22 protein-coding genes are annotated in these 24,193 nt (G+C 53.9%); 5 read left to right on the plus strand and 17 right to left on the minus strand.

The annotated features are described in order from the left end of the window. Positions 1 to 139: 139 nt before the first annotated feature. The 3 genes from ABC502_RS13645 to zapE all read left to right on the plus strand — a co-directional run bounded on the left by ABC502_RS13645 (position 140) and on the right by zapE (position 4,380). On the plus strand, positions 140 to 1,024 hold the full coding sequence (locus ABC502_RS13645) for a DUF4097 family beta strand repeat-containing protein (protein ID WP_345916232.1): 885 nt from the start codon (positions 140 to 142) through the stop codon (positions 1,022 to 1,024). Between the two features lie 356 nt (positions 1,025 to 1,380). Then, on the plus strand, positions 1,381 to 3,144 hold the full coding sequence (locus tag ABC502_RS13650; protein ID WP_345916233.1) for an alpha-amylase domain-containing protein: 1,764 nt from the start codon (positions 1,381 to 1,383) through the stop codon (positions 3,142 to 3,144). A gap of 36 nt (positions 3,145 to 3,180) precedes the next feature. Beyond that, positions 3,181 to 4,380, plus strand: coding sequence for a cell division protein ZapE (zapE, locus tag ABC502_RS13655; RefSeq protein WP_345916234.1), 1,200 nt, complete (start codon positions 3,181 to 3,183; stop codon positions 4,378 to 4,380). Here zapE and ABC502_RS13660 read toward each other — a convergent pair. From ABC502_RS13660 to ilvG, 7 genes are all read right to left on the minus strand, one after another. Further along, on the minus strand, positions 4,290 to 4,526 hold the full coding sequence (locus ABC502_RS13660; protein ID WP_345916353.1) for a ribosome alternative rescue factor ArfA: 237 nt from the start codon (positions 4,524 to 4,526) through the stop codon (positions 4,290 to 4,292). The two genes, zapE and ABC502_RS13660, sit on opposite strands and share 91 nt — an antisense overlap. A gap of 319 nt (positions 4,527 to 4,845) precedes the next feature. After that, positions 4,846 to 6,300 carry a hypothetical protein gene (locus ABC502_RS13665; protein ID WP_345916235.1) on the minus strand — a complete coding sequence of 485 codons (1,455 nt, stop codon included), beginning with the start codon at positions 6,298 to 6,300 and terminating at the stop codon, positions 4,846 to 4,848. Between the two features lie 72 nt (positions 6,301 to 6,372). Further along, positions 6,373 to 6,570 carry a ribosome alternative rescue factor ArfA gene (locus ABC502_RS13670; protein ID WP_345916236.1) on the minus strand — a complete coding sequence of 66 codons (198 nt, stop codon included), beginning with the start codon at positions 6,568 to 6,570 and terminating at the stop codon, positions 6,373 to 6,375. A gap of 72 nt (positions 6,571 to 6,642) precedes the next feature. After that, positions 6,643 to 8,205: a threonine ammonia-lyase, biosynthetic gene (ilvA, locus tag ABC502_RS13675; RefSeq protein WP_345916237.1), complete on the minus strand. Its 1,563-nt coding sequence runs from the start codon at positions 8,203 to 8,205 to the stop codon at positions 6,643 to 6,645. Positions 8,206 to 8,408: 203 nt separating this feature from the next. Further along, on the minus strand, positions 8,409 to 10,259 hold the full coding sequence (ilvD, locus tag ABC502_RS13680; protein WP_345916238.1) for a dihydroxy-acid dehydratase: 1,851 nt from the start codon (positions 10,257 to 10,259) through the stop codon (positions 8,409 to 8,411). Between the two features lie 57 nt (positions 10,260 to 10,316). Then, on the minus strand, positions 10,317 to 10,571 hold the full coding sequence (ilvM, locus tag ABC502_RS13685; protein WP_330129135.1) for an acetolactate synthase 2 small subunit: 255 nt from the start codon (positions 10,569 to 10,571) through the stop codon (positions 10,317 to 10,319). Then, the gene (gene ilvG, locus ABC502_RS13690; RefSeq protein ID WP_345916239.1) at positions 10,568 to 12,226 is read right to left on the minus strand and encodes an acetolactate synthase 2 catalytic subunit; all 1,659 of its coding nucleotides are present in this window, start codon (positions 12,224 to 12,226) and stop codon (positions 10,568 to 10,570) included. The genes ilvM and ilvG overlap by 4 nt, the downstream gene beginning before the upstream one ends. Positions 12,227 to 12,628: 402 nt before the next feature. Between ilvG and ABC502_RS13695 the strand changes: the two genes are divergently transcribed. Beyond that, positions 12,629 to 12,874, plus strand: coding sequence for a DUF1289 domain-containing protein (locus ABC502_RS13695; protein WP_345916240.1), 246 nt, complete (start codon positions 12,629 to 12,631; stop codon positions 12,872 to 12,874). A gap of 6 nt (positions 12,875 to 12,880) precedes the next feature. Here the strand turns inward: ABC502_RS13695 and ABC502_RS13700 are convergent, their stop codons facing one another. The 4 genes from ABC502_RS13700 to rsuA form a co-directional block, all read right to left on the minus strand. Next, on the minus strand, positions 12,881 to 13,126 hold the full coding sequence (locus ABC502_RS13700) for a GlsB/YeaQ/YmgE family stress response membrane protein (RefSeq protein ID WP_228592997.1): 246 nt from the start codon (positions 13,124 to 13,126) through the stop codon (positions 12,881 to 12,883). A gap of 59 nt (positions 13,127 to 13,185) precedes the next feature. After that, on the minus strand, positions 13,186 to 15,036 hold the full coding sequence (locus ABC502_RS13705) for a DUF4105 domain-containing protein (RefSeq protein WP_345916241.1): 1,851 nt from the start codon (positions 15,034 to 15,036) through the stop codon (positions 13,186 to 13,188). A gap of 93 nt (positions 15,037 to 15,129) precedes the next feature. Continuing rightward, the gene (locus ABC502_RS13710; RefSeq protein WP_345916243.1) at positions 15,130 to 15,600 is read right to left on the minus strand and encodes a DUF3015 family protein; all 471 of its coding nucleotides are present in this window, start codon (positions 15,598 to 15,600) and stop codon (positions 15,130 to 15,132) included. A gap of 97 nt (positions 15,601 to 15,697) precedes the next feature. Further along, positions 15,698 to 16,402 carry a 16S rRNA pseudouridine(516) synthase RsuA gene (gene rsuA / locus ABC502_RS13715; RefSeq protein ID WP_345916244.1) on the minus strand — a complete coding sequence of 235 codons (705 nt, stop codon included), beginning with the start codon at positions 16,400 to 16,402 and terminating at the stop codon, positions 15,698 to 15,700. Positions 16,403 to 16,527: 125 nt separating this feature from the next. Here rsuA and ABC502_RS13720 point away from each other — a divergent pair, with 125 nt between their 5' ends. Continuing rightward, positions 16,528 to 17,169 (plus strand): hypothetical protein, encoded by a 642-nt coding sequence (locus ABC502_RS13720; RefSeq protein WP_330087712.1) that lies wholly within the window; start codon positions 16,528 to 16,530, stop codon positions 17,167 to 17,169. On the opposite strand, the gene cysQ is transcribed toward ABC502_RS13720, so the two are convergent. Genes cysQ through cysG form a run of 6 tightly spaced genes read right to left on the minus strand, consistent with a single transcriptional unit; the run spans position 17,166 to position 24,076 of the window. Further along, positions 17,166 to 17,930, minus strand: a complete 765-nt coding sequence (cysQ, locus tag ABC502_RS13725; RefSeq protein ID WP_330087713.1) for a 3'(2'),5'-bisphosphate nucleotidase CysQ — start codon at positions 17,928 to 17,930, stop codon at positions 17,166 to 17,168. The genes ABC502_RS13720 and cysQ overlap by 4 nt on opposite strands. 13 nt (positions 17,931 to 17,943) lie before the next feature. Next, entirely contained in the window at positions 17,944 to 18,561 is a 618-nt protein-coding gene (cysC, locus tag ABC502_RS13730) for an adenylyl-sulfate kinase (protein ID WP_345916245.1), read from the minus strand. Between the two features lie 18 nt (positions 18,562 to 18,579). Beyond that, positions 18,580 to 20,304 carry an SLC13 family permease gene (locus ABC502_RS13735; RefSeq protein WP_345916246.1) on the minus strand — a complete coding sequence of 575 codons (1,725 nt, stop codon included), beginning with the start codon at positions 20,302 to 20,304 and terminating at the stop codon, positions 18,580 to 18,582. Beyond that, positions 20,301 to 21,764 (minus strand): sulfate adenylyltransferase subunit CysN, encoded by a 1,464-nt coding sequence (cysN, locus tag ABC502_RS13740; protein WP_345916247.1) that lies wholly within the window; start codon positions 21,762 to 21,764, stop codon positions 20,301 to 20,303. Before cysN ends, ABC502_RS13735 begins: the two co-directional genes overlap by 4 nt. Then, the gene (gene cysD, locus ABC502_RS13745) at positions 21,764 to 22,660 is read right to left on the minus strand and encodes a sulfate adenylyltransferase subunit CysD (protein ID WP_330129124.1); all 897 of its coding nucleotides are present in this window, start codon (positions 22,658 to 22,660) and stop codon (positions 21,764 to 21,766) included. The genes cysN and cysD overlap by 1 nt, the downstream gene beginning before the upstream one ends. Before the next feature lie 9 nt (positions 22,661 to 22,669). Then, positions 22,670 to 24,076, minus strand: a complete 1,407-nt coding sequence (gene cysG / locus ABC502_RS13750; protein ID WP_330087718.1) for a siroheme synthase CysG — start codon at positions 24,074 to 24,076, stop codon at positions 22,670 to 22,672. Between the last annotated feature and the right edge of the window lie 117 nt (positions 24,077 to 24,193).

The following is a 24,193-nucleotide window of genomic DNA, read 5'->3' on the forward strand; positions in this document are numbered from 1 at the left end:
CTTTGGTGAATTTGCTTATTTAATGAAATCGCCCAACTCCAGCACCAATGTAACCAACTAATAAATAATAACTTTATTTATGGCCCAAACTTTGCTGATTAAAAGATGGGATCAACGCAACGAACATGAGGATTTTATTATGTGGAAAGCAGGAATCGCCGTGTTGGCACTTAGCTCTGGTTTGGCACTGGCGAATGAACGCTGTGCCTACAGTGTGGAGCGGACACTTAATTTGTCGGACGTACAGCGCTTGCAACTGACCATGGCCTCCGATCAGCTGAAGCTGACAGGTGGCAATAGTCATGAAGTGACCGTGCATGCCCGGTTGTGCGCTTCATCGCAAAAACGTCTGGATGAATTGCAGCTGGCAAGCCGGCAGCAGGGCCAGTCTACGCAATTGCAGTTGTTGCCTGAGCGGCGCTCCAATCAGTTTGGCTCAGGGCTCTTTGGGCGGGGGGGCAACTATGGCTGGTTCGATTTAACGTTGCAGGTGCCTGCGTCCATGCTGCTGGATCTGACGGTCAGCTCTGGTTCGGCCAGTATTGAAAATATTGCCGGTTTAGATTTGGTAGTAAGCTCTGGCCGGGTGCAGGCCAGCAAGGTAGCCGGCCCGGTCAGCAGCACGGTGTCCAGTGGCCAACTCACTTTGACTGAGGCTGGCCCGGTGCAGTTGAATGCGCTGTCGTCTGGCCAGGTCACGTTGCGTCAGGTCGGTGCCGTGCAGGCCAGCAGTGTCAGCTCGGGACAGCTTAGTATTGAAAGTGCAGCCGGTGATGTCACGCTCAACAGCCTAAGCTCAGGCCAGATCCGGGCCAGTGATGTGCAGGGCTCGGTCAGCGTAGACCGCATTAGCTCCGGCTCAGCTCGGATCAGTGATGTGACCGGCAATGCAGCCTTTGGCTCCATCGGCTCCGGCAGCATCCGTGCCGAGCGCATTGGCGGGGACTTGAGCCTGGAGCGCAAAGGCAGTGGCTCGGTACGGCATCAGGAAGTGCGCGGTCAGGTGCGCTTGCCTTCCCGCTAAACGAACAGTAGGCCCGGTGTTTGTGATGGATGAGGCTGCCGGGCCTGATCATACCTGACACAACAGAGCTGGTTAGACGAAACCGGCTCACTCACAATTTCCCTAAAACAGTGCAAATATTTCGTTAATTCACCTCTGCATACGTATTCATCTTGTTTACCTGCACCAGCTTGGCCATAACAGTAAGGCTTTGTGCAAGTTTTAAGCGCAGAGATCGCAAGGCCTGTTTAGTACAGCTGGTGGCGTTCGGATACGCAGGGGGTAACAACAAGGACAAAGTCGTAGGACGGCAAGGCATGAAGCCGGGTAGTACAACTACAGGCCGGAAATAAAACCATTTATTTTCAGGTAGAATCATGCAAAACACAGCGAAAAACGCCATCTGGCAGAGGGTGCGCCACAGCGCCATTGCCTTATCCGCTCTCAGCTTATTCTTTGGCCTGCAGGCCAGCGAGTTACCACAAATTCCACCACAGCAGGTGAACAACACCATGTACCAGGCATTTTATTGGGATGCCTACCCTGGCCTTTGGGCCAATTTACCGGCCATGGCGGCCCCTTTGGCCGAGCGTGGCATTACCTCTATGTGGTTGCCGCCCGCCGCCAAAGGCATGAATGGTACTTTCAGTGTCGGTTACGATGTATACGATTTATGGGATCTGGGTGAGTTTAACCAAAAAGGCACCACCGCCACCCGTTACGGTACCCGTCAGCAGCTGCAACAAGCACTGAGTGCTCTGGACCAACTGGGTATTCAGGCCTATTTTGATGTGGTGTTTAACCACCGCATGGGCGCCGATGCACAGGAGCATATCCCTGGCTTTGGCCTGGCCTGGACCGAGTATCATCTGCAAGGTCGTCAGGCGCATTATACCCAGCAAAACTGGGGCTACTTATGGCACGACTTTGACTGGAACTGGACCGCCTTTAATGGCTCCGACAATCAGCTCTACCCCGGCAAATGGTGGGGCAATACCTTCCACTTCCCTTATTTGATGGGTGAGGATGTCGATTACAACCGCTTTGAAGTGCAGCAGGAAATGAAAGCCTGGGGCGAGTGGATCATCAACAGCGTAGGCTTTAGCGGCTTTCGGATGGATGCCATTGCCCATGTCGATACCGATTTTACCCGTGACTGGATCAATCACGTACAGTGGGCCACCAGCGAGGATGTGTTCTTTGTCGCCGAAGCCTGGGTCAGTGATATTAACGGTTACCTGGATGCAGTCAATACGCCGCATTTGCGCGCTTTTGATTTCAATTTGCGCGAAGACTTTGTTGCTTTAAGCAGTGGCAGCAAAGACATGCGCTGGTGGGGTGGTCTGGTCAATAGCCAGCACCGTGATCGGGCGGTCACCTTTGTCGATAACCACGATACCAGCCGGGCCGGCAACCCTTATGGCATGCCGCAGGTGATCAACTACAAGAACCAGGCCTACGCTTACATTCTGCTGCGTGAGCATGGGGTGCCGACCGTGTTTGCCCGCGATTACGACGAATTTGGCATGGCGCCAACGCTGGATAAATTGATTGAGGCGCGCCGCTACTTTGCCTATGGTCCTGGCCATGAGTACTCCGGCAATACCGAGGCCGTCTACGCCTATGTGCGCGAAGGGCTTAGCACTGTGCCGGGCACCGGTCTGGTGATGCTGATATCGGGTCGAAACTGGGGTGGTCAGCAGTCGTTCACCATCAACAGCCATCAGCCGAATACCACCTTTTACGATTATACCGGCAATGTCAGCGGCACGGTGACCACCAATGCGCAGGGTTATGGCAGCTTCCCGGTCACTATGACGGAAAGTACCGGTTGGTCAGTCTGGGTACCACAATCCAATGGTGGCACTCAGCCGGGCTCCATCACCCTGCGGATGACCAAGGATGTTGGCTATGGTTTTTCACTGTTCTTCACTGGCAGCAGTGCAGAGCTCACCAATTGGGGCGGCGGTATTGAAGGCACCTGGACCAGTGGCCATGTCTGGGAAGTGACCATCCCGGATCCGGGCAACTTTGAATGGAAAACCCGTAAAGGCCCAACCGGCGGCAGTGGTCAGAACTGGGAAAGTGGTAGCAACCACAACCAGAGCAACCTGCACCCAAGCTTTCATGGTGGCTTTTAACGCCCAAGCTAGTGCTATAATCGCTCAAAAGCCGCTTTGCTGCGCAACAGTATAAGCGGCCTTTCGCAACGAACCCGGAGCAATTGTCACTCCAATTCGTTAGCAGGAAAAAAGGAGCGAATCACCATTTTACTTCAGCAGTATTTACTAGAGCATTATCAGCAGCAAGTCGCTGCACAGCAATTGCACTATGACGAACATCAGTATCAAGTGCTGAAGCTTTTGCAGCGATTGGCCAACCAGCTAAACAGCCCCAGTGGTCAAACACCCAGAGGCCTCTATATCCAAGGCCCTGTCGGGCGCGGTAAAACCATGCTGATGGATCTGTTTTATCAGCATCTGCAAACCACGAGTAAGACGCGCCTGCATTTCCACCATTTTATGGCGCGGGTGCATACGGAGTTAAACCAGCTCAGTGGCCAGACCGATCCACTGCAACGCATCGCACGGCAGTGGGCCCGACAGTATCGGGTATTATGTTTTGACGAGTTTTTTGTCAACGATATTGCCGATGCCATGCTGCTTGGCACTTTATGGCAGCACTTGTTTGCTGCTGGTGTCGTGCTGGTTACCACCTCCAATGCTTTACCGGAAGAACTCTATGCCAACGGCTTGCAACGGCAGCGCTTCTTACCAACGATCGCACTTCTGCAACGCTATTGTGAAGTTGTCAGGGTAAACAGTGCGCAGGATTATCGGCTGCTTAGCGGCAATGCCTGGCAACACTATTTATTGGCTGCTTCTGCCGAGCAGCTAAAGCAACATGCCGAGCAACTCACCGGCCCTGTGCTGCCGCTGCCTTCCATTCGCATCTTAAATCGTGACATTCCGGCGCTGTGGCACAACGAGCAGGTGATAGGCTTTGATTTTAATGCACTCTGCGCTGGCCCACGTAGCCAACTCGATTATATGGCACTATTGGATCAGTATCCCATCATTGCCGTACATCAGGTACCACAGTTTAGTTATCTGGCAGATAAGCCCATAGTTCATGGTGTGGAGGACAGCTATCAACGGGAACACAGAGACTATTATGTCAGTAAGCTCGACAACGAAGCGCGCCGTTTTATTGCGCTGGTCGATGAGTGTTACGATCGTGGTAAGCTGTTGCTACTGACGGCTGAAGTGCCGCCCACAGAATTATATCAGGCGAAACAGCTGGCTTTTGCGTTTGCCCGCTGCAGTTCCAGGCTATTTGAAATGCAAAGCTGGCGGCCAGAAACAACAAGGGCGTAATCTTTTGAATTACGCCCTTTTCGCTGGTAGGACCCTTTGCCCTTTTTCGCCTTCACCACCCTGGTTTGAAATACTTTGCTGGTGACTAAAGCTTTCATCGCATTATCGCGGATTTCCCCGCGGCCATGCTTTGCAGAGAAAAGCAGATCAACTTTATCGACCTTGCTGGCATGACATAAAAGCTAGTGCGATGAAGTTAACCGATGAGGTACTTGCTATGGCTCATCCTGTAACACGCAATTACTTACATGCCCAATTGTTCGGTAAAGCCCTGTCTATCTGGCGGTCAGTAAAGCCCAATTTGATGCGCGGCGAATGGCACAGTTGGGAGCTGCCTGGCAACAGCTGCTTGACGATGGCATCCTGGCCGAGCTGAAACTGCGCTATTTTAGCCAATAGCCTAAAGCACGCCAAACGCACTGAAGCAAAACCAGCTCACCCCACCAACGCATGGCTATGCTGGCCTTAATAGGAACGAATACGTAGGCTGAGGATGCTATCCTCATCATCATATTGCAGCACCAGATCGTAATTATTGATGTAATAGATATCCTGCTCAAAAGAAAAAACGCTATCCTGGTATTTATTGCGGAACTGTTGCAATGTCCCGGGCAAGCCAGCTTCTGCAAGCAAACGGCTTAACGGCTGAGCGTGAGCGTCGCCAATGAGCACTGGTTGAAATAGTAATGTCCTCGGCTTAGAACCATCAAATTGCATTGCAAAGTTCGGGCTTAAAACATACAACCTTTCGGCTCCTCGCAACTGCAGATGATGTGACGCTCTCAGCTTTGGCAGGATATGCCCCATGATCTCTTCGAGTTCATGATCCAATGAGAATGATTGCAGAATCTCCAGTAATTTAGCTTCGGGCAAATAACTTAATTGGTATCCTTCATGGTCAAGCTGGGTATCTCTGAGCACCACTTTATTCAGCTTTGCTTCTTGTTTGCCGCTAGCTATATTCAAGTAGTTGACAAAATAAAGTTCAAGTTGATGCTGTTGATGACTTAAAGCAAACCGGTCTGCGGCAAGCTGTTGCAAAGAGTCAGTATAATGTGCCTGCAATGTCTCCAGGGTGCTTCCGTAGCTAAATTTACCATCCAGTTGCCAACGCTGGATGTCATCAAAGTAAGCATCCGCCGGAATCATCCCTTCTGCCAAAGCCGATAAATGCCGATTACCAATCTCCATCCTTACCAGTTGATTGTCGATAAAATAAAACCAATGATTTCGCCCATATGCGAGCGCTTTGGCGTTATTTTCCAGGTGAAGCTCAACAGATGTTGGCCCAAGCCATGCCACCAAATTCTCTGGCGAGATCCCAAGCTTAATCCCATAGAACCCTTGCTTTAAACCCAGAGTGTCTGAGAGAGGCCGAGTACCTTCTTTTTCAGTGGAGGTTATCTGAGTGTCCGCTGAAAAGGAGATTTCGAAAGTGAGACTCTGCTTGTTGTTTAAGTCTACACCTGCTGCGTCAAAGGGCGTATTTTTTCTTGGTAAGGTAGGGTCCTCTTCGCACAACTGAATAAAGTCGGCGTTAATACTGGCCCATAAGGTCATGCTATTCGCTTGTGAGTTGTTTTGCCGCCTGGCTCTCCTGTTCTTTAGGACATCAGAGCTTGGAACCGTGGGTGCATCATGGACTCTGAGTTGGGATACAGAATTCAAAATAATCGCATCAGCACCGACAGACTGAGCCTCTGCTTTTAATTTTTGCACCAAAGCCTGCAACAGGCTTGCTGACTCCTCGTGCAATTGCTCACTGCTTGATGCTTGCTCCATCTGCTGATTTATGGATGAAATAACTTTGTAGTCACAGCGCGGATAATACTCAAGCACAGCCATTTTCATGACTGAAGGGTTAGCACATAGCCAGAAAGGCCAAATGAGCGCAAGAAAAGAAATCAGACTTTTAAGCATATATGAACTACAGGTAGCAATTATTGTTACTGAAAAATAACACAACCACTGCAAATAACCAATGTCATTTTATCAGCGCGGGACCTGTGAAAATGGCATAGAAACAACAAGGGCGTAATCTTTTGAATTACGCCCTTTTCGTTGGTAGGACCCTTTGCCTTTTTTCGCCTTCACCACCCTGGTTTGAAATACTTTGCTGGTGACTAAGGCTTTCATGGCATTATCGCGAATTTCCCCGCGGCCATGCTCGGTTGTTGCTGGCTTACTCATGCATTTACTCCTGGTTAAAAATCGGGCGGATTGTAGCTGCGCTTTTAGTCCACAGCAAGAGTTTGCTGAATCTCATCTTCCCGCAGTTAAAAAAGTCAGGTAGCTCTGATTATCACTAACCAAACGGTATTCGTAGCCCAGGGTGTTTAAGTGCTCGGCGATGTCGTTGTGTTCGGCCACTTCAAAGCCTGCCAGCACATCGCCGGTAGCGGCGCCGTGATTGCGGTAGTGAAACAGCGTGATGTTTTGGTGTTCCCCCAGCGTGTTGAGGAAATTCATCAACGCGCCCGGGTACTCCGGGAAGTTGAACTGATACACCTGCTCGGTCAAGGGCCGGGGCGGCAGGCCACCGACCATATGGCGCACATGCAATTTAGCCAGCTCATCATCGGATAAATCCAGAAAGTCGTAACCGGCATCCTGCAGTGCCTGCTTGACGGTATTCAGCTCCTGCACTCCATGCCGTAATTTGATGCCAACAAAGATATGGGCTTTGTGATCGCTGGCGTAGCGGTAGTTAAACTCGGTGATGGCGCGACCGCCCAACGTCTGGCAAAAGCGGCGGAAGCTGCCAGTCTGCTCCGGGATAGTCACAGCCAGCACGGCTTCTTTTTTCTCACCCAGCTCGCAGCGCTCCGAGACATAGCGCAGGGTATCGAAATTCAGGTTGGCCCCACTTAATACCGCCGCCAGTTGTTGGTTGGGCGCGGTACCGGCCTGCTGGCTGTATTTCTTTAACCCTGCCAACGCCAGGGCGCCAGCAGGTTCGGCCACAGCGCGCAAATCGTCGAATATGTCCTTGATGGCGGCGCAGATTTCATCGCTGCTGACGGTAATTACATCATCGCAATACTGCTGCGCCAGTTTGAAGTTTTCGCTGCCAATGCGCTTGACTGCCACCCCATCGGCAAAAAGGCCAACCCGCTCCAGCGTCATCGGCGTACCGGCTTTTAGCGCGGCCTGTAAACAGTTGGCATCGTCCGGCTCGACCCCTATCACTTTGACATGCGGCAACACCGCCTTGATATAGACCGCCATGCCTGCCAGTAAACCACCGCCACCGACCGGAATAAAGACTGCATCCAGCTGATTGTGCTGGGTCAGCAGTTCTTTTGCGACCGTGCCCTGACCGGCAATCACATCCGGATCGTCAAAAGGCGGGATGTAGCAGGCCCCTTCGGTTTCGGCTAGCTCCATGGCAAAGCGGTTGGCTTCATCAAAACCGGTGCCGTGCTGCACTACTTTGCCGCCCAGTGCTTTCACCGCCGCCACTTTGATTTCCGGGGTGGTGATTGGCATCACTATGGTGGCCTGCAGGCCCAGCTTGCTGGCCGATAGCGCCACGCCCTGGGCATGATTGCCGGCCGAGGCACAAACCACCCGCGCATCCGGGCTCTGCTGCTTCACTTTGTGCAGCTTGTGAAAGGCACCACGCAGTTTGAAGGAATACACTGGTTGCTTGTCTTCGCGCTTAAGCCACACCTGTTGCCCCAGCCGCTGGCTTAGCTTGGCCATCGGCTGGGTCGGGGTTTCTACCGCCGCCTGATACACTGGCGACAACAAAATCTCGCGTAGATACTGCTGCATCACATCGGTATCTGCCGGGGCGGGTTGTGCTGTTGCCAGGTTATTCATTGCTACTCCATTGATTGATCACTACTTGCTGCTACTTTTGACTGCTTTTCAGCCGCTACACAGGACTCGCTGGCGAAGACCACAAGCTGCTAAACAAGGCGTCTACAGCATGGATGCTGGAGCCGAGCCTACAGGGATGTATTCACGGCGTCCTTGTGTGCAGCTTACTCTGATGTTGTTACCTGTCTGCGCTTTGCTGGGTACTAGCCTTCCAACTTCGACAAATCCCGCACCGCGCCTTTATCGGCACTGCTGGCCAGCATGGCGTAGGCTTTCAGCGCATTGCTGACCACGCGCTGCCGATCCAGCGGTTTCCAGGCCTTAGCACCTTTCGCTTCCATCGCGGTGCGGCGCTCTGCCAGTTCCTCATCGCTGATGGCAATGGCAATTTTGCGCCCCGGAATATCAATCTCAATCCGATCGCCTTCCTGCACCAGCGCTATGGCACCACCACTGGCGGCTTCCGGCGAGACGTGGCCAATGGACAAGCCGGAGGTGCCACCGGAAAAACGGCCATCGGTGATCAGCGCGCAGGACTTGCCCAGCCCCATCGACTTCAGGTAACTGGTCGGGTACAGCATTTCCTGCATGCCAGGGCCACCTTTCGGGCCTTCGTAGCGAATAATCACCGCATCACCGGCCACGACCTTGCCAGCCAGAATGGCGGCAACGGCGTCGTCCTGACTTTCAAAGATCCGCGCCCGGCCATTGAATACCAGACATTCTTCATCCACCCCGGCAGTTTTCACAATGCAGCCATTGGGTGCCAGATTGCCGCTCAGTACCGCCAGGCCACCATCTTGTGAATAGGCGTGCTCTTTGCTGCGAATGCAGCCTTGTTCGCGGTCATCATCCAGGCTGGGGTAACGGCAATTCTGTGAAAAAGCCTGGGTGGTGCGGATGCCGGCCGGGCCGGCCATGTAGAATTGCTTCACCTGTTCGTGCTGGCTGGTTTTGATGTCCCACTTGGCCAGAACTTCCCCCATGCTGCCACCACAAACATGGCCGGTGCTTGGGTCCAGCAAACCGGCGCGGTTTAGCTCGGCCAGAATGCCCATCACGCCCCCGGCGCGATGCACGTCTTCCATATGGTATTTCTGGGTCGAGGGTGCGACCTTGCACAGGTGCGGTACGATCCGCGATAACCGGTCAATATCGGCCATGCTGAAATCCACCTCGCCTTCCAGCGCTGCGGCCAGCAAATGCAGTACGGTGTTGGTGGAGCCGCCCATGGCGATATCCAGCATCATGGCATTTTCAAAGGCAGCCTTGCTGGCAATGTTGCGCGGCAAAGCGCCGGCATCGTCGTTGTGGTACCAGCGGTTGCACAGCTCCATAATGCGGTAACCGGCCTGGACAAACAGTTCTTTGCGATCGGCATGGGTGGCCAGTAAGGAGCCATTGCCTGGCTGGCCTAAGCCCAGTGCTTCGACCAGGCAGTTCATCGAGTTGGCGGTAAACATGCCGGAGCAGGAGCCGCAGGTTGGGCAGGCGCTGCGCTCTATCGCCTCGCTGTCGCTGTCACTGACCTTGGGATCAGCCGCCGACACCATGGCATCGACCAGATCGAGCTTGATGATTTGATCCGACAACTTGGTTTTGCCGGCTTCCATCGGGCCGCCGGATACAAAGATCACCGGCACATTCAGGCGCATCGCAGCCATCAGCATGCCGGGGGTGATTTTATCGCAGTTGGAGATACACACCATGGCATCGGCGCAGTGGGCATTGACCATGTACTCGACCGAGTCGGCGATCAGTTCGCGCGACGGCAAACTGTACAGCATGCCGCCATGGCCCATGGCAATGCCATCGTCCACCGCTATGGTATTGAACTCTTTGGCGATACCACCGGCTTCGGCGATGCTGGCAGCGACCAGCTTGCCTAAATCGCGCAGATGCACATGACCTGGCACAAATTCACAAAATGAATTCACCACCGCGATGATGGGCTTGCCGAAGTCGCTGTCTTTGACACCGGTGGCACGCCACAGCGCTCTGGCCCCGGCCATGTTTCTGCCTTCGGTGACGGTGGCGGATCGTAATTTTGGCATTGCGTGGATACTCCCTGATGCCGCTGGGCATCGTTAACATTAGCAAAAAAGTTGAAATCAGGCTCTCAGTGACGCCAGTTGCTCGCTGTGCAGCTCCAATTGCTCGACATCGACCAGCTTGTTCAGTTGGCTGGTCAGCAGATGGATTGGTTTGTCACTGGCAATCGACAAGGTCAGCAGCAAGCCGGCCTGGCTGCTTTGTGGTTTCATCTCTAGGCCGGTGAGCTGGAAGCCACGGTAACGGGTGACTTGCAGCACGCGCTCCAGCACTACCGCCTGATTTTTGGTTTGGATGGTCAGTACATGGTTCATTGCGCTCTCTCCGTTAACATATCTTCGTTGGCGGCTCCTGGTGGTACCAGGGGCCAGACGTTGTCTTGTTCATCAATCCGTACATGCAGCAAATAGGGGCCGGGCCAGGTCAGCATGGCTTCCATCGCATCGGCCACTTCGTCTTTGCGGCTGATGGTATGGCCCGGTATCGCAAAAGCGGCCGCCAGCGCGACAAAATCCGGGTTGTCCGATAAATCGGTTTCGCTGTAGCGCTCGTTAAAGAACAACTGCTGCCACTGCTTCACCATGCCAAGGCGCTGGTTGTCCACCACCACGATTTTCACCGGCAGCCGAAAGCGCTTGATGGTGCCCAGCTCCTGCACATTCATCATAAAGGAACCATCGCCGCAGACTGCCAGCACCGTATCCTCTGGCCGGGCCAGCTTGGCACCGATGGCAGCCGGCAAGCCAAAACCCATGGTGCCCAAACCGCCACTGCTTAAATGATTGCGCGGGTGGTTAAAGCGCATGTGCTGCGCCACCCACATCTGATGCTGGCCGACATCGCAGCAGACCACGCTGTTATCCGGCAGGCGATCGCTCAGCTGCTTTAAAAACAGCGGCGCATAAATCCGCTCGCCCGGATGATCGTAGCGCCAGCCGTGCTGCTGCTTTAGTGCCAGGCAATGCTCAAGCCATGGCTGACAGTGGGTTGCTGTGCTGATCGCAGGCAGTACCTGTTTCATATCACCCAGCATGGCGCAATCAGGCCGGCGCAGCTTGTTGATTTCGGCCGGGTCGATATCCAACTGGATCACCTTGGCATGTGGCGCAAAGCTGTCCAGCTTGCCGGTGACCCGATCATCAAAACGAGCGCCCAGACACACCAGCAAATCGCATTGCTGCACCGCCAGATTAGCCGCCTGAGTGCCATGCATGCCCAGCATGCCGAGATAATAGGGGTTGTCTTTGGCCACTGATCCCATGGCTTTTAAGGTGGTGACCGATGGCATGGCGCTTTCGGTTAAAAACTGCTGCAGCTCGGCGATGGCATCAGCCATATGGACGCCACCACCGATGTACGCGATGGGCCGTTCGGCAGCAGCAATCAGTGCGCGGGCTTGGTGCAGCTGGTCGGCCGCAACCTGTGGTAATGACGATTTTGGTGCAGCAGACACCGGCTTTAAGTTGCAGCTGACTTCGGCCTGTTGGATGTTTTTTGGAATATCCACCAGCACCGGGCCGGGGCGGCCGCTTTGTGCCAGGGCAAAGGCCTGATGCAGGGTGTCTTCCAGCGCATCGATGTGTTCCACCAAAAAACTGTGCTTGGTGACCGGCAGGCTAAGCCCCAGCACATCGATTTCCTGAAAAGCATCAGTACCCATCACGCCCTGTGACACCTGGCCGGTGATCGCCACCAAAGGCACCGAGTCCAGCAAGGCATCGGCCAGCGAGGTGATCAGGTTGGTTGCACCCGGGCCCGAAGTCGCCAGGCAGACACCGACCTTGCCAGAGCTGCGGGCATAGCCGATGGCAGAAAAGGCACCACCCTGCTCATGCCGGCACAGGTAGTGCTTTACAGGGCTATGGTAGATGGCATCGTAAATCGGCATGATAGCCCCACCGGGGTAGCCGAAGATGCTGTCTACCCCGTGCTGCTGCAGCACCTTCATTACCAAATCTGCGCCTTTCATTGTGTTTCCTCTGCATGCTCTAAACCCGCTTTTTGCAAGGCCAGGAAACGAAAAAACCCCCGGTCCTTGCGGAGCGGGGGTTCTTTGGAATCTGGTTATTTAGCTGGTAAATTCCAAACGCAAGCCCCCGCAGCGACTAATAATCACCACGACTACGAGGACAATAATGTTCAGAACGGTTGCTAAACGCATCTTGTAATTCTTCACTAACTCTAACGGTTAATTGGGGCTGTGGTGAAAAACCACGCCAGTTGCCTATATAAATAGCCGTCTATCAGTCTGAAGTCAACGCTTTTTTCGGCAGATACGCAATTTATCGCAAAAAAGCCGCTGTAGAGCGATTTGCACAGCTTCTGTCTGGCGGAGTACACTGCAGTTATCGGCCATTGTCAGCGAGCCCGGATGGATCAGTTAGAGCTGTTTGATTTGCCCAACCCCTGCATTGGGGTCTGCGAAAGCGATAACCGCGGTTATTGCAAAGGCTGCCTGCGCTCACGCGAAGAACGCTTTAACTGGCCACAAAAGCCGGTAGTGGAAAAAGCCCGTATTTTAAAGTTGCTGGCGCAGCGTAAAAAACGGCGTGAACAAAAAAATGGTGGCAGCGGGGCCGCAAACAGCCCTGCTACCGAGCCGGATTTATTTGATTAAGCGCACTCAGGCTTTCTTATTAATTAAGCTGAGTAAGAACAGCAGTACCACAGCACCAATGGTGGCCATAATCAAGGTGCCGAGCAGGTTGGTTGGCCCAAGCCCCAGTGCAGAGAATACCAGGCCGCCAATAAACGAGCCTACGACCCCGACCACAATATTGACCACCAGACCAAAGCCCCGGCCTTTCATTAATTGCCCGGCCAACCAGCCTGCTAAGGCGCCAATCAATAAAAAGATAATAAAGTTCATGCAGTTGCCCTCATTGTTATTTTTTTAAGTTTAGCCGTGATTTGGTAAAAGTCACATCGTTACCAATAACGACTGTAGGACAGTGTCCACTGTGTAGCGTCTTGGGTAGTGTCCAAGGATAGCCGGATATCCCAATCAGGACTCTGACCAAAGCGGTTGTGCCAGCGGTACCAGCCATAACTCTGATGACCGGATTGAGCGTAACTATTCCAGCCAAACTCCAGTTGGCTGCGCCAGCCTGGATGGATATCGACAATAGTGCCAAGCCTGCCAATAGCGCTGACCAAGTTAAGCTGCTCTCCGGCAGGGTGAAGCCGTCCATCCAGCATGGCATAGACAATCCCATACTCTTGGAAGCGAATGGCTTTTCCCAGACCACCTTCGGCATATAGGTGACGGCAATCAGAGCAGTGACGGGTCAGCGACCGGTAACCAAGTGCAACTTTCCAGGCAAAACCAGCATCGGCAGGTAAGCCTGTGGTGGATAAATTCATTTGCTCGATACGTAACAGCTCAAATTGTTGGATGACGAAACGTTGCTCTTCTCTTGCTAAAGTGACATCAAACATGCCTAACGCAGAAAAAGGTGGCTGGCCCGTCTGAGCGGTCAATAAATCGTAATAGGCTGCCCGGAATCGCACACCGGGTATAAATTTGTCGCTTTTATGCGAAGCTTGCAGTTGCCACATGGAAGGGCGCGTACTTTGATGAGGAAATTGCTCTGGTTGTGGAAATGGAGCTGGCGGTAGCACTGGCAGCATTAACCTTGCTTGCAGCAGCCCCTGTTTTTTTTGCTGAATAGCTTCAGGCTCGCCCAAATAAGCGAATTCCACATAATCGAATAAGGCTTCCAATACTTGAGCTTGCTGCTCTGCTGATGGCAGTGGCTCTAAGAAGTTCTGCACCCTGAAGTCATGATGGATAATGGCTGCAACGGCTTGTTGTTGAACAGCATTCAGTTGCTGATATTTCTGGTAAAAGCGGTGTTGTCTGGATGGATGGAGTTTGATTGCTCTGATCAAAGGCTGCCCATGATGCTCTATACCAGAAACTTCGTGGAATACAGAGATCGGCATAGCCCAGGGTTGCAGGTCTGGCTTTAACCGGGCATCAATAATTAACTCCAGCAATTGAGCCATGCGAAAAGCACAATTTTCTTTAAGAAAATAATAGGTGTGGTGGCGTCCAATCAACTCCCAGGCATGGTAGGTGAGCTGCAAGACTTCATCATCTGTCAGGTTTAACTGATACTCCCATAAGTCTCTGAGTTCATGCTCACCGTACGTTAAGGAGTTTTTATAAAACTCACCATACGAGAAGGTGGACTGATAACCGCCAAAAAGTCCTTTGATAATGTAGGCAAAAGGATTCTCTTGATCCGGCACTGCCGCGCCATAATTCAGACTTTGGTGCTGCAGGTGGGTTTTGACTGGGTTGTTGCTGTTCAGTTTCAGTAGAATATGGCCATAAAATGAGGCTGGGTTGCCTAAGTAACCACTGGCAAAGACTAAGCTCACGGAGTCCAGATACTCGGGCTCTGCCCACTGTTCAAACAAAGTACAGGCAGAGCGGGGGCGCACTTCTGCTAACCCTGTGAGCTTTTTTTCGAGCCAATGAGTACGGGCAATAAATCGGCAGCTGGCATGCTGATTTGAGTCCTCGTTGATGTCTTGAAACATTGCAGCCAGGGTAGCTTGCAGCTCGCTGGCCGGGTTGGTACGTCCATCCGGTGCAAGAAAGAAATCGTCATCCAGAATTTCGCTACGAACACGCTGTGTATTCAGCCGGTGCTTTTTATAATGGAGTAAGGCATGCCAGTAAGGCTCATGCTGCAATTGCAAGCTATCAGCTTGTTGTTGAAAATGCTCGAGGACTGAAGCTTGTGCTACGTTTAGGGCACTTGTTAACAAAAAAAGGAGAAGCCATATTCTGATAGTCATAGTATTACTACAGGCAAATAAGAAAAGCCCGCATAAAGCGGGCAAATCAAGGCTGGAATGTGCTTAAATTACAGCGCACTGGGCAGCATAATTTACTGCAATTGAGGCTTCCAATTGCGTGAAATAAGTCTCAGCTTTTGCCTCGGTATTCAGATCCAGCTGTGAACGCATCTCACCGATTAATGCCGGATGCACAGCTGCATCACAACCCATCAGGTTCAATACTGTCGTCAGATGCACACCTTCACCAATGACGGTCTCTTCTTCAACCTGTGCGATGGTGTCTTGCAAAAATTGAGCGGCTGCAACACGCTGGCCTTTACAAGCATCTTTGGAGGAGATGTTGGAAGATACAGCGGTGGTACCTAAATCCCAAATGATATTTGAAATGGCCGCAGCAGTAGTGTTTTTATCAAAAATCATTGCGCCAATACCGCAATGAGTCCATGGGTTCATTTGTTCTTCTGCTTGAGTCGTCGTCGATACAGTTGCACTGGCTACAATTAAAGAAGCAACAGCTAAAAGCTTTTTCATAAGATCTCCATAATCATTATTGTTATGCGCTTTGCGCTGGCTGAAAATACTCAAAGATTACAATTTAGTCAATATGGTAAATAAGCGTTTATTAAGTTTATTTTTGCACTGTTTGTAGCTGGTACTTTTCCTGCTCTGTTAACAACCGATAATCCCCTTCAGACAAGTCCTCCGGCAGCTGAAAATCACCGATTTTTTCGCGGTGCAGCCGCACCACCTTGTTGCCAAGAGCAGCAAACATCCGTTTCACCTGATGGTAACGGCCTTCGTGAATAGTCAGCAGAGCTTCGCGCTCAGCGATGACTTCCAGCTCGGCGGGCAGGGTGGGGTCTTTCTCACCGCGCAGCAGCACGCCTTCGGCAAACTGTGCTGCCGCATCGGCTGGAATGGGATCGGCCAGCCAGACCCGGTAGGTTTTAGCGACATGGTGTTTTGGCGAGGTAATGCGATGCAACCACTGGCCATCGTCGGTAATCAGCAGCAAGCCAGTGGTATCGAGATCGAGTCGCCCCACTGGATTGAGTGACTCCAGCGCCGGCTCATCCAGCAGCATCATCACCGTTGGGTGCTCAGGATCATCGCTGGAGCAGACATAGCCAGCCGGCTTGTGCAGCACCAGATAGCGGGGGCCACTCAGTGCCAGCGGTTCGTCATCCAGAGTGATGGTAGCGTCCGCTTTGAGCTGGGTCGCTCCTTGCTTGCAAGGCTCGCCATTGACGCCGACCCGACCCTGGCGGATCACTTTGGTGGCCTGAGAGCGGGTCAGGCCGGTGCAGCTGCTGATGAATTTATCCAGACGCATACAAGCTCGTGGTAACAGGAAAGTATTGGCATAGTGTACTGAATCGGGATCACAAAAGCTTGTTCAGCTTCAATTAAGCCCAACTCATTAGGCTAAAAGCTGACCATTCATCCGGAGGATGCAGTATGCGTTTTACTTTATTGGTATCAGCGGTTGCCACCGCGTTGTGTTTTCAAGCGTCCGCCAGTGACTGGCCAGGCCATCGTTTTGTTGAAGCCAGCTTTTTATCCTTTGAAGATAAGTTTGAAGGCGAGCGCAATGATTACAGCGGCTTCGGTTTAAAGGGCTCTTTTTTAATCAATCAGCATCTGTTTGTTGCTGGCGAGTACAGTCGGGTGGAAGATACGGTGCGCTTTGCCGATGGCTACGACAATTATCGTATCTACAACCGCGCCATCGGCCTGGGTGTCATTACGCCAGTAGCGCCTAATACTGTGCTGGATCTGGCCGGCTATTTTGGCAATTACCGGCTGGAAGATAAAATCGTTGCAGGCAATGTGATGTTCCTGGATAGGGACAAATACGATTACCTGAAAGCCGAAGCAACCCTGCGCAGCATGATCTCACCACAGGTAGAGCTGTATGGCCGTTTGGGCTATGAATATCTGGATGAGCCCGGTATTGTGGATAAAAACCAGTTCACCCAGGCCATCGGCCTGCACTACTTTTTAAGCCGCAATCTGTCCTTTTTGGCTGAGTTTGAGCGTGGTGACTTTCTGGGCGGCACCTTCACCCAGGGCAAGCTGGGAGCGCGCTTTAGCTTCTAAAGCGCGGATACCAGAAAGTTAGGGTTCAGTAGCTGTTCACGATGATAAGGGGCATCATCTAAGCCATCAAATGCAACAGTGGCACCGGCTTCTTCGGCCACAATATGACCGGCGCCGGTGTCCCACTGCATGGTGGGGCCAAAGCGTGGATAGACATGGGCCTCCCCTTCAGCCACCAGGCAGAATTTTAACGAACTGCCGACCGGCACCATCTCATAGCATTCAAACTGCTCAAGATAACCGGCCAGCTCCGGGCTGGGATGGCTGCGACTGCCGACCACTTTGACTGTTTCGCCAGACTTTGGCTTGCTGGCATGAATGCGGTACTGCTCGCCTTGATGTTGTACCAGGGCGCCTTCACCTTTGAGTGCCGCCCAGGTTTTTTCCAGCACAGGTGCATGCACCACGCCAAGCACCGGCTTACCCTGCTCGATCAGCGCAATATTGACGGTAAACTCACCATTGCGCTTAATAAACTCTTTGGTGCCATCCAAAGGATCGACCAACCAGAATCGCTGCCAGTGCTGGCGCTCGGGCCAGGGGGTGGCGGCGGCTTCTTCCGATAACACCGGAATATCCGGTGTTAGTTGATAAAGGCGAGCGCTAATGATTTGCTGGGCGGCCAAATCGGCATCGGTCAGTGGCGAGTCGTCTTGCTTGGCATGAATGCCCTGCGCCGCAATATCACGCTGATAGACTTCTAAAATGGCATCGCCCGCCTGCTCAGCCAACTGAATGATTTGTTGCAGCAGTAGTTTCATCGTCTTCACTCCATCAAAGGGTGGTACTCTGTGCTGCCTTGATCCAACCACGCTCTGCCAACAGTTGCAACAGTTGTTCGATGCTGTCGCTTAGCTCTGTGCTGGAGGTGTCGATCACCAGATCGGGGTTCTCCGGTGCCTCGTAGGGATCGGAGATGCCGGTAAAGTGGCTGATTTCGCCTTTACGGGCTTTTTGATACAGGCCTTTGACATCGCGCTGTTCGCAGATAGCCAGTGGCGTGGCAATGTACACCTCCAAAAAGGACTGCTCCGGCACCAGGCTGCGCACCAGAGCGCGTTGACTGCGGTAGGGTGAAATAAAGGCGCTGAGCACCAGCAAGCCGGCATCGACCATCAGGCCAGAGACGGCGCCCACCCGACGCAGGTTTTCGGTACGGTCCTCGGCACTAAAGCCCAAATCGGCACAAAGGCCATGCCGTACATTGTCACCATCGAGCAAGTAGGTGTGAAAGCCCCGGGCGGCCAGTGCTTGTTCCAGCGCATTGGCCACGGTGGATTTGCCCGAGCCACTTAAGCCGGTAAACCAGATCACGCCACTGCGGTGGCCGAACAGTTCGGCTCGCTGGGCGCGGTTGGTGTGGTGCTGTTGCCATACAATGTTGTCAGTCATCTGTGTTCAGTCCGAGAGTTAAAACGGGTAAAAATACGGCAGGCACAGCAGCACCACCGTCGAGTACACCAGCGCCATCGGAATACCGATCCGGGCATAGTCTTTCAGCTGATAGTTGCCGGCACTGTAGACCATCAGGTTGGTCTGGTAGCCAAAAGGGGAAATAAAGCTGGCCGAGGCGCCAAAGGCCACCGCCATAAAAAAGGGCAGCGGGCTGGTGCCAAGATCCAGCGCCATCGCGTACGCAATAGGAAAGGTCAAGGCGGCCGCGGCGTTGTTGGTGACCACTTCGGTAAAGAGCCAGGTGGCGACAAAAATGGCAATCAGCGCGCCGTAGGGGCCGTAACCGGCCACCAGTTGATTCAGGCCTCCGGCAATCATGCCGGCCACGCCGGACTGGATCATCAGCTGCGCCAGACCAATGGCCGAGCCGACAATAATAAAAAGCTCCAGTGGAAAACGGCGTTTCAGCTCGTTGACGTTGATCACCGAGCTGGCCAGATAGAGCACCAGCAGCACCGGCAGGCTTTTTACCAGCGGCACCAGATCCAGCATTGACAGCAGCAGGGTCAGTGCAAAGCTGCCCAGCACCCAGTGGCTGCGTTTGGCCGGCAGTGGCTGGCTGATCGCCAGGCCATTAACGTAAATAAAATCCTGTCCCAGCTCATTTTGGCCGGGGAAGTCCTTGCCGGTGGCCAGAATCAACACATCGCCGGCATGCAGCACCAGATTGCCGAGGCCGCCGTTTAAGCGCTCATGGCCACGGCGCACGGCGATCACAGCCGCATTGTACTGCTCGCGAAAGCGTACCTGCTTCAGGGTTTTGCCAACCAGTTTGGAGCTGTAGCTAATGGCCGCCTCCATCAGCTCGCCGCTGTGCTCGGCTTCACCGGGCACCAGCGTCAGGCCGGGAAAGCTCTGCAGTTTGGACACCGCCTGCAGGTCGCCGACAAAATGCAGTTCATCACCGGGCTCCAGCACCGTCTCGGGCTTGACCGGGCAAATCAGCTGCTCGCCGCGCTGAATTTCGGCCAAAAACAGCTGCTGCAGCTCACGCAGGCCGTTGTCGCTGACGCTTTTGCCAATCAGCTGACTGTCGTCTGCAACCCGGGCACTGACGTAATAAGGTGCGGCTGTCTGTTCGTCTTTGCCGGTGTCGGGCAAAAAGTGCGCCCCCACCATCAGCACCAGCAAGCCGGCGCCAAAGGCAATCAGGCCCAGCAGGGTAAAATCAAAAAATCCCAGACTGGCATGGCCGGCTTCTTCAACAAAACCATTGACGATCAGGTTGGTGGAGGTGCCAATCAGGGTCAGCATGCCGCCCAAAATGGCGCTGTAGGACAGCGGGATCAGCAGTCTGGAGGCGGCAAAATGCGGATGCTGGCGCAGCGACGACATCAACGTGGAGACCACAGCCGTATTGTTGACAAAGGACGACAAAAAGCCGCTGGCCAGGCTGAGTCTGGCCACAACCAGACTGAGGTTCTGGCCGGAAAAGCTGCGGCTCAGCCAGCTCACTAGCTGGGACTTTTCAATCGCCAGCGAGACCAGCAGCAACAGCATCAAGGTGATCAGCGAGGGGTTGCTGAAGTTGGTCAGCGCTTTTTCCAGCGGCTGCCAGCCAACCAGATAGCTCAGCAGCAAAGCGCCGCCAAACCAAAAGGCCGGCGAGCGCTTGCTAAAGATAAGACCTGCGATCAGCGTCAGCAACAGGCCTATCACCCCAAGCTGCTGCAGCGTCATGACCGATCCGGGACCGACAGCGCCTGACTCAGTGCCGATAAATCGGCCGCTTGCCAGTGTGGGAAGTGTTTGCGGATCAGGGCGTTGAGCTCCAACTCAAAGGCAGAGAAATTGGCCGGCACACTGGCTTGCTCGGTGGCCAGCACGGTTTGCACCAGGCCGGCAGCGACCGTGGCGTTGCTCAGCCTGTCGACCAGGATAAAGTTACCGGTACCCGGGTGCTCACTGGCGGTATCCAGTGGCAGCACTTCGGTCAGTTCCAGCTCGACCAGGGCAATGTCGTTCATCTGCACACTGTCGGCTTCGACCTTTTGCAGCGTATTGATATTCATCTTATGGTCCAGCTTACTGATGCTGGCTGAGCTTTTGCGACTGGCCAGTTTCAGGTCGTACAAACGGCCTTGTTGCAACGGCTGCTGGTTAAACCACACCAGATAGGCCAGGGCTCGGTTGCTTTGGGTGATGCTTTCTTCCACTGGCACCAGCCAGTCGCCACGGCTGATGTCGATTTCATCCTGCAACGTCAGCGTCACAGCTTCACCAGCCTCGGCCGAAGGCTGGGCGCCGGCAAAGGTTTCAATGCTGCGAATGGTGCTCTGCTGGCCGGAAGGATAGACTTTCACTGTTTGCCCCACGGCCAGCCGGCCACCGGTGACAGTACCGGCAAAACCACGGAAGTTCAGATCCGGCCGGATGACGTACTGCACCGGGAAGCGGCTGTGCTGGCCGCTGCGATCCGGCACCGGCAGTGTTTCCAGCAAAGGCAAGAGTGGCTGGCCCTGGTACCAGGGCATGCTGGCCGACAGGCTCATGATGTTCTCGCCTTTTAGCGCACTCAGTGGCACCACATCGACCTGTGGTACCTGCAACTGGGAAGTAATGGCCAGAATGTCTTTTTTGATACGGCTAAACTCGGTTTCGGCATAGCCAATCAAATCCATTTTATTCACCGCCACCACAAAATGCTTGATGCCAAGCAAGGCACAGATAAAGCTGTGGCGCTTGGTCTGGGTCAGCACACCATGGCGGGCATCGACCAGCAAGATAGCGACATCGGCGTTGGAGGCACCGGTGGCCATATTGCGGGTGTACTGCTCATGGCCCGGCGTATCGGCCAGAATAAATTTGCGCTTGGTGGTGGAAAAATAGCGGTAGGCCACGTCGATGGTGATGCCTTGTTCACGCTCGGCCTGCAGGCCATCTACCAGCATCGCCAGTTCCAGCTCACCATCGCTGTTGCGGCCTTTGTGATCGCGCTTTAACGCATCCAGCTGATCGTCATAGAGTTGCTGGCTGTCGTGTAGCAGGCGGCCAATCAGGGTGCTTTTGCCATCATCTACACTGCCACAGGTCAGCACCCGCAGCAGGCTTTTGTCCTGATGCTGCTGCAGGTAGCCGCGAATGCCGAGCTCATTCAGTTGCTGCTCTAAGCTGGTGTTTTCCAAAACGGTGCTGCTCATCAGAAGTACCCCTCGCGTTTTTTCAGCTCCATCCCGGACTGATCCTGATCAATCACCCGTCCCTGACGCTCAGAAGTGCGGGCCCGTAACATTTCTTCGACAATGCCTTCCAGCGTGTTGGCGGTGGACTCAATGGCGCCGGTCAGTGGGTAGCAGCCGAGGGTGCGAAAACGCACCGATTTCTGTTCAATCACCTCACCCGGTTCGATCGGCATGCGGTCATCATCCACCATAATCAGGGTGCCATCACGCTTGACCACAGGGCGCTCTTTCGCCAGGTACAGCGGCACGATGTCGATGTTTTCCTGCAGGATATAAAGCCAGATATCCAGCTCGGTCCAGTTCGATAACGGAAATACCCGGATGCTTTCGCCTTCGTTGATGGCGCTGTTGTAAAGATTCCACAGCTCAGGCCGCTGGTTTTTCGGATCCCAACGGTGGTGCTTATCGCGAAAGGAGAACACCCGCTCCTTGGCGCGGGATTTTTCTTCATCACGACGGGCGCCGCCAAAAGCTGCATCAAAGCCATACTGGTTCAGCGCCTGCTTTAAGCCCTGAGTTTTCATGATGTCGGTGTGCTTGGCACTACCATGTACAAAGGGGTTGATGCCCATGGCCAGGCCTTCCGGGTTTTTGTGCACCCGCAAATCCAGCTGGTAGTCCTTGGCAATGCGGTCGCGAAATTCAATCATCTCGCGAAACTTCCAGTCGGTATCGACATGCAGCAAAGGAAAAGGAATTTTTCCCGGTGCAAAGGCTTTACGGGCCAGGTGCAGCAGCACCGATGAGTCCTTGCCAATCGAATACAGCATCACCGGCTTTTTAAACTCGGCCGCGACTTCGCGGAAAATATGGATGCTTTCGGCTTCCAGTTGTTGTAAATGCGATAAAGCCATCAGTTGCTCCTAGGCTGCCTGGCTGGCGCTTGGCTCAGCCACAAATGTTTGAAACCAGTGTAAATTCGGTGCCAGTGCCACCACTTCACCGACAATAATCAGCGCCGGGCTTTTCACCTGATGCTCGCTGATCAGCTCGGGCAGCTGCGCCAGCGTGCCGGTAATGGTGCGCTGCTCGGGCCGGGTGCCATTTTCAATAATGGCGACCGGCGTATCGCCGCTGCGGCCATGGGCAATCAGTTGCTGGCTAAGGGTGCCGCTGTTAATCAGCCCCATATAAACCACCAGGGTTTGCCGGGCTTTGGCCAGTGACGGCCAGTCCGGCTCGTCGCCATTGGCGCGGCAGTGGCCGGTGACCAGTTGCACCGTTTGGGCATAATCGCGGTGGGTCAGCGGAATGCCGGCATAGGCAGCACAGCCTGCGGCTGCGGTGACACCAGGCACCACGCTGTAACGAATACCGGCGGCCACCAGGGCTTCGCATTCTTCGCCGCCACGACCATAAATAAAGGGATCGCCGCCTTTTAACCGGCAGACCCGTTTGCCTTCTTGCGCCAGCCGGACGATCAACGCATTGATTTCATCCTGCGGCAGGCTGTGAAAACCGGCTTGTTTGGCCACGCAGATGCGCTCGGCATCGCGCCGTGCCAACGCCAGCACATCGGCGCTGACCAGACCGTCGTACACCAGCACATCGGCCTGCTGCATGCATTGCATCGCCTTGATGGTGAGCAGCTCCGGATCGCCCGGGCCAGCCCCCACCAGCCAGACTTCGCCCTGATTGGGCACAAAATCCTGCAGTTGCTGCTGAAACAGCTGTTCGGTTTGCTCGGTTTTACCCGCCGCCAGCAGTTGCTGGGCCGGCCCTGCGAACCAGCGCTCCCAGAAATCACGTCGTTCACTGATGGACGGTAGCGCAGCTTTGACCCGATGACGGCACTCGGCAGCGAAGCGGGCGATCAGGCTGACCGACTGCGGCAACAGCTGCTCAATGCGCTCGCGCAAACGACGAGCCAGCACCGGGGCATGGCCGCCGGAGGATATCGCCACCACTATTGGGCTGCGATCGACAATGGCCGGGAAAATAAAGTTGCCGTGCTCGGGATCATCCACAGCATTCACCCAGATATTGGCGGCGTTGGCGGCCTGAAAAATTTCGGCATTGACCTTTGGTTTATCGGTAGCAGCAATAATGAGTTTGTAGTGAGCAATGCTGTGCTCGCCAAAGGCCGCTTCAATGCAGGTTAGTTGATCGCCTTGCAACGCTTGTACTTCTGTACTGATGCGTTTGGCCAGCACTGTGACCTGAGCACCGGCGGCCAGCAACAGCTGAATTTTGCGGTAGGCCACAGCACCACCACCGACCACCAGCACGGGTTGCTGCTGCAACTGGGTAAAAATTGGTAAAAAATCCATCACACACCTCAGCCCACACTGGCTACTAGCAATTGACGCCCAGCCATGATTAGCAAGGGGACCTTCAGGTTTGCAGAATAGCCGTCTGTATGGCTTTGATAAAATAATGGATCGCGC

The sequence above is a fragment of the Alkalimonas sp. NCh-2 genome (assembly GCF_039631345.1).
Lineage (GTDB): Bacteria > Pseudomonadota > Gammaproteobacteria > Enterobacterales > Alteromonadaceae > Alkalimonas > Alkalimonas mucilaginosa.

Bases quoted from the DNA above. Each gene is read 5' to 3' on its own strand.
- ABC502_RS13645 (WP_345916232.1), top strand. From the start codon at position 140: ATGTGGAAAGCAGGAATCGCCGTGTTGGCACTTAGCTCTGGTTTGGCA.
- ABC502_RS13650 (WP_345916233.1), top strand. From the start codon at position 1,381: ATGCAAAACACAGCGAAAAACGCCATCTGGCAGAGGGTGCGCCACAGC.
- ABC502_RS13665 (WP_345916235.1), bottom strand. From the start codon at position 6,300: ATGCTTAAAAGTCTGATTTCTTTTCTTGCGCTCATTTGGCCTTTCTGG.
- ABC502_RS13670 (WP_345916236.1), bottom strand. From the start codon at position 6,570: ATGAGTAAGCCAGCAACAACCGAGCATGGCCGCGGGGAAATTCGCGAT.
- ilvA (WP_345916237.1), bottom strand. From the start codon at position 8,205: ATGAATAACCTGGCAACAGCACAACCCGCCCCGGCAGATACCGATGTG.
- ilvD (WP_345916238.1), bottom strand. From the start codon at position 10,259: ATGCCAAAATTACGATCCGCCACCGTCACCGAAGGCAGAAACATGGCC.
- ilvM (WP_330129135.1), bottom strand. From the start codon at position 10,571: ATGAACCATGTACTGACCATCCAAACCAAAAATCAGGCGGTAGTGCTG.
- ilvG (WP_345916239.1), bottom strand. From the start codon at position 12,226: ATGAAAGGCGCAGATTTGGTAATGAAGGTGCTGCAGCAGCACGGGGTA.
- ABC502_RS13695 (WP_345916240.1), top strand. From the start codon at position 12,629: ATGGATCAGTTAGAGCTGTTTGATTTGCCCAACCCCTGCATTGGGGTC.
- ABC502_RS13700 (WP_228592997.1), bottom strand. From the start codon at position 13,126: ATGAACTTTATTATCTTTTTATTGATTGGCGCCTTAGCAGGCTGGTTG.
- ABC502_RS13710 (WP_345916243.1), bottom strand. From the start codon at position 15,600: ATGAAAAAGCTTTTAGCTGTTGCTTCTTTAATTGTAGCCAGTGCAACT.
- rsuA (WP_345916244.1), bottom strand. From the start codon at position 16,402: ATGCGTCTGGATAAATTCATCAGCAGCTGCACCGGCCTGACCCGCTCT.
- ABC502_RS13720 (WP_330087712.1), top strand. From the start codon at position 16,528: ATGCGTTTTACTTTATTGGTATCAGCGGTTGCCACCGCGTTGTGTTTT.
- cysQ (WP_330087713.1), bottom strand. From the start codon at position 17,930: ATGAAACTACTGCTGCAACAAATCATTCAGTTGGCTGAGCAGGCGGGC.
- cysC (WP_345916245.1), bottom strand. From the start codon at position 18,561: ATGACTGACAACATTGTATGGCAACAGCACCACACCAACCGCGCCCAG.
- ABC502_RS13735 (WP_345916246.1), bottom strand. From the start codon at position 20,304: ATGACGCTGCAGCAGCTTGGGGTGATAGGCCTGTTGCTGACGCTGATC.
- cysN (WP_345916247.1), bottom strand. From the start codon at position 21,764: ATGAGCAGCACCGTTTTGGAAAACACCAGCTTAGAGCAGCAACTGAAT.
- cysD (WP_330129124.1), bottom strand. From the start codon at position 22,660: ATGGCTTTATCGCATTTACAACAACTGGAAGCCGAAAGCATCCATATT.
- cysG (WP_330087718.1), bottom strand. From the start codon at position 24,076: ATGGATTTTTTACCAATTTTTACCCAGTTGCAGCAGCAACCCGTGCTG.